The sequence below is a fragment of the Lysobacter arseniciresistens ZS79 genome (assembly GCF_000768335.1).
Taxonomy (GTDB): Bacteria; Pseudomonadota; Gammaproteobacteria; order Xanthomonadales; family Xanthomonadaceae; genus Novilysobacter; species Novilysobacter arseniciresistens.
In genome coordinates, this window is sequence record NZ_AVPT01000056.1 from 1 (window position 1) to 5,463 (window position 5,463).

The 5,463-nt window shown below is 74.3% G+C and carries 5 protein-coding genes and 1 pseudogene; all 6 read right to left on the reverse strand.

Annotated features, from left to right (window positions below; genetic code table 11):
- On the reverse strand, window positions 1-743 hold a 743-nt coding region (locus tag N799_RS13815; protein ID WP_052101582.1), incomplete at its 3' end, for a hypothetical protein.
- A gap of 236 nt (window positions 744-979) precedes the next feature.
- The gene (locus N799_RS13820) at window positions 980-2,098 is read right to left on the reverse strand and encodes a DNA topoisomerase IB (RefSeq protein WP_052101583.1); all 1,119 of its coding nucleotides are present in this window, start codon (window positions 2,096-2,098) and stop codon (window positions 980-982) included.
- Window positions 2,099-2,159: 61 nt separating this feature from the next.
- A complete protein-coding gene (locus N799_RS13825) occupies window positions 2,160-2,390 on the reverse strand; it encodes a hypothetical protein (protein WP_036213819.1) in 231 nt (76 codons plus the stop codon).
- A gap of 67 nt (window positions 2,391-2,457) precedes the next feature.
- Window positions 2,458-3,429, reverse strand: a complete 972-nt coding sequence (gene egtD / locus N799_RS13830) for an L-histidine N(alpha)-methyltransferase (protein WP_036213832.1) — start codon at window positions 3,427-3,429, stop codon at window positions 2,458-2,460.
- Window positions 3,430-3,437: 8 nt separating this feature from the next.
- A complete protein-coding gene (gene egtB / locus N799_RS13835) occupies window positions 3,438-4,742 on the reverse strand; it encodes an ergothioneine biosynthesis protein EgtB (protein WP_036213822.1) in 1,305 nt (434 codons plus the stop codon).
- A 48-nt stretch (window positions 4,743-4,790) separates the two neighbouring features.
- A pseudogene (locus N799_RS15725) lies at window positions 4,791-5,463 on the reverse strand (heme biosynthesis protein HemY); the annotation flags it as partial.

The following is a 5,463-nucleotide window of genomic DNA, read 5'->3' on the forward strand; positions in this document are numbered from 1 at the left end:
TCCTGCCGGAGCAGGGTGACCCGGGCGCCGGACAGCGCGGCGTCGATATCGAGGCCGTAGCCGACCAGCACCTGCTTGAACCGCGCGAAGAACGGCCCGAGCCGGCGCAGGCTGCGCTCCATGCCGTTGCGCTGGAAGACCTCGATGCCGCCGGCCAGCCCGGTCAGCCGGGCGGCGGTGGTCAGCTGCGGGATCGCCTGCTTGGCCCGCTCGATGTCGCCCAGCGGCGCCTGCCCGGCCCATTGGCCCAGCGCGGCGATCAGCTGCAGGTAGTGGCCGCGTTCGGCGTCGCTGTAGTCGCCGGCCTCGCGCACGTACTGGCCGGCGAACAGGCCGAGGGTGGCGGCGGCGGTGCGCAGCTCGCGGTCGGCGCCGGCGAACTGGCGGCGGTAGGCGGCCAGCAGGGTCTTCTCGGAATCCGGTGCAGCCAGCACGGTGAGGAAGGCGGGCAGGCGGTCGTCGAGCGGCAGTTCGGTCAGCGGCCAGATGGTGTGGCCGGCCTGCCAGCTGGCCGCCATCCGCGCGTGCAGCGTCGGCGGCAGGGCGTGCTGCGTGTAGGCGACCAGGTCGTTGCGGTGCAGGTCGGTGGCCAGTTGCCGGACCGCGTCGACCGGATCGGTGCCGGCCTGGGCCGGTGGCGCCGGTTCGCGCCCGCAACCGCCGACGGCGACCACCAGCGCGATCAGCCCGAGCAGTGCGGCCACCGGCAGCAGCGCGACGATTACCCGTCGGATCAATGACATGGAACGCGGTTCCCCCCGGACGCAGCCGGCATCTTGGCCGGGGCGGGGCGGGCGTACAAGCCAAGCCGGTCGCGGAACCGCGCGCGGCGGGCAAGAAAAAAGGAGGCCGGAGCCTCCCTTGAAAATCCCGGCGGGCCGGGAATCAGCAGTTGGACATGGCGCCGGCCAGTGGCCGGGCGCAGCGCAGGGTAAACCGGTCCGGATGTTTAGGCAATACGTTCGGATTGCGTCGCAAGTCATTGTTTCATCGTCAGGCGGCGGCGATGAGCCACCGGTTTATGGGCTGCGCGGAGGTACTTCAGTGCCGCCTGCTCCCACTGCCGCGGCCCGCGCGCGCCGTTGGCGGCGCGCTGCAACCGGCCGTCCAGCCAGCCGTCGAACACCAGCGGGTCGATGTAGGCCTTGCGGCAGACCGCCGGGGTGTTGCCCAGGCGCGCCGCGACCGCGGCGACCACCGTGCTGCGCGCGGCCGCCAGCGCGCGTTCGGACGGCGCGGCACCGTCGTTGTCGTCCGCGGCGCCGGGCACCGGCGTAGCGGCCAGTTCGCGGAACGCGGCGAGGGTGCCGCCCCAGGTGCGGAAGTCCTTGGCGCTGAACGCCTCGCCCATCGCGTCGCGCAGGTAGTCGTTGACCTGGCCGGAGTCGACCGGCTGCAGCGTGCCGTCGTCGTCGCGGTACTGGAACAGCGCCTGCCCCGGCAGTTCGCGGCAGCGGCGCACCAGTTTCGCCAGCCGGGCATCGTCGAGCTCGACCTCGTGCTCGGCGCCGCCCTTGCCGCGGAACTTCAGCCGCGCGCGGCCGCCGCGCAGGAACGCGATGTGGCGGTTGCGCAGCGTGGTCAGCCCGAACGAACGGTTGGCCCGCGCGTAGGCGTCGTTGCCGACCCGGGCGAGGGTGTCGGCCAGCAGCGCGACCACGATCGCCAGCACCTTATCGCGCGGGAACCCGGGCAACCGCAGGTCGCGCCGCAGACGCCGGCGCAGGCGTGGCAGGGCGGCACCGAAGGCCACGATACGGTCGAACTTGCCGTCGCCGCGGATGCGCTGCCAGTCGGGGTGGTAGCGGTACTGCTTGCGCCCGCGGGCGTCGCGGCCGGTCGCCTGCAGGTGGCCGTTGCGGCTGCGGCAGATCCAGACCTCGGTCCACGCCGGCGGGATCGCCAGCGCGCGGATGCGCCCGCGCGCGGCGGGGTCGGTGACCGTCGCGCCGTCGGGCATGACGTAGCTGAAGTGCGGCCCGGCGCGACGGCGGGCGATGCCGGGTTCGTCGTCGCTCACATGCCGCAGGCCGGCGGCGCTGGCATCGCGGGTGGCGTCCTGGACGGATCGGGCGTCGCCCGTGGCTGCGGTCGGCATCACCCAAGATTCAGCGGCGGTCCGTCAACGCCGTGGCAATGGCGACCGGCGGTGGATCGGCCTAGTGGTCGTCTCCGCCGAGGCGCAACTCGGTCGATTCCGGATCGCTCGACCAGACCGCCTCGTGCTTTCGCTCGCACCACGCCGGCACGCCCTCGCCGGGACGCGATTCGCCGGCGCCGCACTCGGGACGGGCGTCGACGGTGGCATTGGTGTCGCGGTACTCGACGCTGCCGCAGGCCGCGAGGACAGCCGCGGCGGCGGCGCAGGCAATCAGCTGGATCGTGCGCATTGGACGCTCCGGGTCGGGACACCGGCCGAGTATGCCGCCGCACGGCAACGGCCGCGGCGGACGGAAGTCATGCCGGCTTGAGCAGGCGCAGGCCGAACCAGTCGCGCGGGTCGTTCCAGCGGCGGACCACGCGCAGGCCGGCCGCGGCGGCGAGCGCGCCGAACGTGGCGTCGGTGTACTTGTGGCTGTACTCCACCTGCATCGCCTCGCCGGGCGCGAAGTGGAAGCGGCGGCCGGCGACGGTGACGTCCTGGGCGTGGCGGCTGACCAGGAAGGTCTCGATCCGCCGCCGCTCGCGCACGTACACCGCGCGGTGGGCGAAGCCGTCGAGGTCGAAGTCGCTGCCGATCTCGCGGTTGAGCCGCGCCAGCAGGTTGAGGGTGAACTCGGCGGTGACCCCGGCGGCGTCGTTGTAGGCGGCCTCGATCAGCGCCGGGTCCTTGTCGAGGTCGATCCCGACCAGCGCCTGCCCGCGCGGGCCCATCGTCGTACGCATCGAGCGCAGCAGCCCGGTGGCGTCGGCGTCGGTGAAGTTGCCGATGGTCGAGCCGGGGAAGAACACCAGCGTGTGGCCGGGTTCGCGCGACGGCGCCGGCAGCGGCACCGGCCCGGTGAAGTCGGCGCAGACCGGCAGCAGCTCGATGCCGGGGAACTCGTCGGCCAGCCGCTCGACGCTGGCCAGCAGCGCGGTGCGGGAGATCTCGATCGGGGTGTAGGCCACCGGCACGTCGAGGCCTTCCAGCAGCAGCCGGGTCTTGCGGCCGCTGCCGCTGCCGTACTCGACCACGTGCGCGTGCGCGGCCACCGCCTCGGCGATCGACGGCATCGACGCCTCCAGCAGCGCCAGCTCGACCCGGGTCGGGTAGTACTCCGGTTCGCGGGTGATCCGTTCGAACAGCTGCGAGCCGCGGGCGTCGTAGAAATACTTGGACGGCAGCCGGCGCGGACTGGCCGACAGCCCGGCAAGCACCTCGCCGGTGATGTCGGCCGGGGCCGGGCGCAGGTCGGTGAGCGGGGCGGCGGTGGTGGTCGGCGGCATCGGCTCGCTCACGGGCGGTCGCGGGCCAGCCGCAGGCCGCTGAACTGCCAGCGTGCATGGGGCCGGAAGAAGTTGCGGTAGCTGGCCCGCAGGTGGCTGGCCGGGCTGGCGCAGCTGCCGCCGCGCAGCACCTGCTGGCCGGACATGAACTTGCCGTTGTATTCGCCCAGCGCGCCGGCCATCCCGCGGAAGCCGGGGTAGGCGGCGTAGGCGCTGGCGGTCCACTCCCAGACGTCGCCGAACAGCTGCGCCGGGTGCCCGTCGGCTGCGCCGCCGCCGGTTGCGGCCGGGTGCAGCAGTCCGGACTCGACGAAGTTGCCGTCGACCGCGACACCGGCGGCGGCGCGCTCCCACTCGAACTCGCCCGGCAGCCGCGCGCCGGCCCAGCGCGCGAACGCGTCGGCCTCGTACAGGCTGAGGTGGCAGGCCGGCGCGTGCGGGTCGAGCGGGCGGGTGCCGGCGAGGGTGAACTCGCTGTCCAGGCCCTCGTCCCAGTACAGCGGCCGGCACCAGCCTTCGCGCTCGACCGTGTCCCAGCCGTCGCTGAGCCAAAGCCCGGCGGTGCGGTAGCCGCCGTCGTCGATGAAGGCGCGGTACTCGGCGTTGCTGACCGGCCGGCTGGCCAGCGCGTGGGCGCCGACCAGCACCCGGTGGCGCGGCGACTCGTTGTCGTAGGCGAAGCCCGCCGCCCGCGGCCACGCGGAGGCGCCGGCCTCGACCACCGCCTCGTCGGCGGCGATCCACTGCATCGCGCTGGCTACGCCCGGCCGCTGCGGCAGGCCGGGGTCGTAGGCGGGCCGCAGCGGGTTGCACCACAGCGCGTGCTTGATGTCGGTCAGCAGCAGTTCCTGGTGCTGCTGTTCGTGCTGCAGGCCGAGTTCGATCCGTTGCAGGGTCCCGGCGTCCAGGTCACCGCGGTCGAGCAGGGCAAGCACGGCGTCGTCGACGCGCCGGCGGTAGTCGACCACCTGCGCCAGCGACGGCCGCGACAGCAGCCCGCGACGGGCCTGCGCATGGGCGTCGCCGACACTGCGGTAGTAGCTGTTGAACAGGTGGTCCCAGTCGGGGTCGACCGGCGCCGCGCCGGCCCGGGTGGCGCGCACGAAGCGGTCGAAGAACCAGCTGGTGTGGGCGAGGTGCCACTTGGCCGGGCTGGCCTCGGGCATCGACTGCACCATCGCGTCCTCGGCCGACAGCGGCGCGGCCAGCTGCAGGGTGCGGTTGCGGACCGCGCGGTAGCGGTCGGCGAGCTGGGACGGGGTGGGCGGCGCGACCGGCGGCGCGGCGGCGGGCTGGGTCAGGGAAGACGACATCGGCCCCAGCCTACGGCGGCGACGCTACGCCGCCGTGAACGCGGGGTGTCAGCCGCGCAGGCGCGGCAATCCGTGCTCGTCGCGCTCCTCGGCCACCGACTGGTCGTAGATGCGCTCGCGCAGGTCGCGCCCGGGCAGTTCGGTGATCGGCTCGTTGCGGCTGGCGCGCAGGGCGTTGGCGTAGCTCAGGCGGGCGCGCGGTTCGTCGCCGGCCTGGGCGAAGCCGTGGCCGAGCTCCTCCCACGCCTCGGCGTTGGCGCCCTGGGCCAGCGCGCGGTGCAGGTAGCCCTCCGACTGCGGCCACTGGCCCTGCGCGCGCGACAGCCGGGCCAGCGACAGCAGCAGGCCGGGGCTGGCCGGATGGTCCTGCAGCCAGCGCTCGGCGCGGGCGCGGCGGGCCTCGATCCGGCCGATCGGCAGGCGCCCGTAGAGGCCGGCGAGGTCGTCGTCCCAGCGGGTGTCGAGGGCGTTCTCGATGCTGCCGGCGGCGGCGTCCTCCCAGCGCAGCGCGGCGGCGCGCTCGGCGTAGGCGGCGACCGCGGCGGGGTGGCTGCGCAGCGGCTTGGGCAGGGCTTCCCAGCGGTCGGCGAGGACGTTGGCGTCGCCGGCCTCGCGCAGCGACGCTTCGGCCCAGCGCGCCTCCAGCCCGTCCAGCCGCGCGGGCGCCAGTGCCTGCTGCTGGCGCAGCGGGCCGAGCAGCCCGTAGGCCTCGCCCGGGTGG

Bases quoted from the DNA above. Each gene is read 5' to 3' on its own strand.
- N799_RS13825 (WP_036213819.1), bottom strand. From the start codon at position 2,390: ATGCGCACGATCCAGCTGATTGCCTGCGCCGCCGCCGCGGCTGTCCTC.
- egtD (WP_036213832.1), bottom strand. From the start codon at position 3,429: ATGCCGCCGACCACCACCGCCGCCCCGCTCACCGACCTGCGCCCGGCC.
- N799_RS13820 (WP_052101583.1), bottom strand. From the start codon at position 2,098: ATGCCGACCGCAGCCACGGGCGACGCCCGATCCGTCCAGGACGCCACC.
- egtB (WP_036213822.1), bottom strand. From the start codon at position 4,742: ATGTCGTCTTCCCTGACCCAGCCCGCCGCCGCGCCGCCGGTCGCGCCG.